We start from the raw sequence: 2,849 nt of genomic DNA on the forward strand, positions 1-2,849 counted from the left end.
CCTCCCCACCCACCTGGTGCCCACCGGCGTGCTGACCCTCGACCGGTTGCCGCTGACCACCAACGGCAAGCTCGACCACGCGGCACTGCCCGCACCGGACTTCGGCGCCGCCACCACGCCGTTCCGCGCCCCCGCCACCCCGCGCGAGGACGTGCTGTGCGGCCTGTTCGCCGAGGTGCTCGACGTGCCACGGGTGGGTGTGGACGACAACTTCTTCGACCTGGGCGGCCACTCCCTCCTCGCCACCCGCCTCATCAGCCGCGTCCGCTCGGCCCTCGGCACGGAACTGGCGATCAGGGTGCTCTTCGAGGCGCCGACGGTCGCCGCCCTCGCCGAGCGCCTGCCGGACGCCGGGCGCGAACGCCCCGCGCTCCGGCCGGAGTCCCGCCCCGACATCCTCCCGTTGGCCTCCGCCCAGCGGAGGTTGTGGTTCCTCGACCGGCTCCAGGGTCCGAACGCCACCTACAACATCCCCCTGGCACTGCGCCTCTCCGGCCCCCTGGACCGCGAGGCCGTCGAACACGCGGTGAACGACGTCATCGCCCGCCACGAGAGCCTCCGCACCGTCTTCCCCGAGACCGATGGCACGCCCCGGCAGCGCGTCCTCGACCCGGCCCGCGCCAGGACAGCCGTGCCGGTGTCGACCACCACGGAGGCCCGCCTGGTCGACGACCTCGGCGCGGCCGCCCGGCACCGCTTCGCTCTCGCGACCGAGATCCCGCTGCGCGCCCGGCTCTTCGCGCTGGACGACACCGAACACGTGCTGTTGCTGCTGATGCACCACATCGCCGGCGACGGCTGGTCGGCGGCCCCCCTCGCCCGCGACCTGGCGCGGGCCTACGAGGCGCGGTGCGCCGGGCGGGCGCCCGACTGGGCCGCGCTGCCCGCGCAGTACGCCGACTACACCCTCTGGCAGCGGCGGCTGCTGGGCGACGAGCGGGATCCCGAAAGCCTCGCCGCCCGCCAACTGGCGTACTGGCGCCAGGCACTCGACGGGATCCGGGAGCGACTCGACCTGCCCGCCGACCGCCCGCATCCCCCCGTCGCCCGGTACCGCGGGGCCAGCGTGCCGTACTCCATCGAGCCCGGGCTGCACGCGGCGCTCCGGACTCTCGCCCGGGACAGCGGGGCGAGCGTCTTCATGGTGCTCCACGCGGCGCTGGCCGCCCTGCTCGGCAGGCTGGGCGGCGACGACGACATCGCCATCGGCAGTCCCATCGCCGGGCGCACCGATCCGGCGCTGGACGAGCTCGTCGGCTTCTTCGTCAACACCCTCGTGCTGCGCACCGACACCTCGGGCGACCCGACCTTCCGGGAACTCCTGGCCCGCGTGCGGAGCACCGTCCTGTCCGCCTACGAACACCAGGACGTCCCCTTCGAACGGCTGGTCGAGATCCTCAACCCGGCGCGTTCCACGGCGCACAACCCGCTGTTCCAGGTGATGCTCGCGTTCCAGAACCTGCCGGAACCCGACCTGCGCATGCCGGGACTCGCGGTGCGGATCCAGCACATCCCCGTGGAGACCGCGAAGTTCGACCTGCACCTGGAGCTGACCGACCTCCACGTCGAGGGCCTCTCCGGCGAGCGCGACCCCGACTCCGGCGTCGCCTCGATCGACGGAGCCGTGCACTACAACACGGACATCTTCGACCGGGGCACGGTCGAGACGCTGCTCGACCGGTTGACCCTGACGCTGAGGGCGTGCGTCGCGGACCCGGACCGCCCGATCGGGACCGTCGAGATCCTCACCCCCGAGGAGCGACACCACCTCCTGGCCGGCGTCAACGACACGGCCCACCCGGTGGCGGACGTGACCCTGGACGAGCTGTTCGAGCGGTCGGCCGAGCGGAACCCCGACGCCGTGGCGGTGGTGTTCGACGGCCAGGAGGTCACCTACGGGGAGCTGGACGCACGGGCGGACGGCCTCGCGCGGGAGTTGACGGCGCGGGGCGTGCGGCCCGAGTCCGTCGTGGCCGTGGTGCTGCCGCGCTCGGTCGAGCTGGTGGTGGCGCTGTTGGCGGTGGTGAAGGCGGGGGGCGCGTACCTGCCGGTGGACCCCGCCCATCCGGCCGACCGGATCGTGTTCGTGCTCGCCGACGCGGAACCCGTGTGCGCCGTGGTGGGGGCCGGCGGGGCGGACGTGCTGCCGGACGGGATACCCACGGTGCCGGTGGACGCCGCCGGTCCGCCGGACCGGCACCCCGTCCGTCCGCACCCGTTGAATCCCGCCTACGTCATCCACACCTCGGGGTCGACGGGCCGGCCCAAGGGCGTGGTCGTCCACCACCGGGCGATCGTCAACCGGCTGCGGTGGATGCAGGCGGAGTACCGACTGGACCCGGACGACCGGGTGCTCCAGAAGACCCCGGCCGGCTTCGACGTCTCCGTGTGGGAGTTCTTCTGGCCCCTCGCCGAGGGCGCCACCCTGGTCGTGGCCAGGCCCGACGGTCACCGCGACCCCCGGTACCTGGCCCGGGTCATCAGGGACGAGAGGGTCACCACGATCCACTTCGTGCCGTCGATGCTGCGCGCCTTCCTCCAGGAGCCGGCGGCCACGGCGTGCACCGGCCTGCGCCGCGTGCTGTGCAGCGGCGAGGCGCTGCCGCCCGAACTCGTGGACCAGCACCGGGAGACGCTGCCGACGGTCCCGCTGCACAACCTCTACGGCCCCACCGAGACGGCCGTCGACGTGACCTCCTGGGCGGTGCCCGGCGAAGGCGACCTGGCAGGAGCCTCGGGCGTCCCGATCGGCCGGCCCGTGTGGAACACCCGCCTCCACGTCCTGGACGCGGGGTTGCGTCCGGTGCCGGTGGGTGTGGTGGGGGAGTTGTATGTGGGTGGGGTTCAGG

General features: G+C 73.5%; 1 protein-coding gene. It reads left to right on the forward strand.

Annotated features, from left to right (window positions below; translation table 11 throughout):
- Positions 1–2,849 (forward strand): condensation domain-containing protein (locus E1283_RS34660; RefSeq protein ID WP_165956354.1); only part of this gene is annotated, 2,849 nt, incomplete at both ends.

Source organism: Streptomyces hainanensis (assembly GCF_004348415.1).
GTDB lineage: Bacteria > Actinomycetota > Actinomycetes > Streptomycetales > Streptomycetaceae > Streptomyces > Streptomyces hainanensis.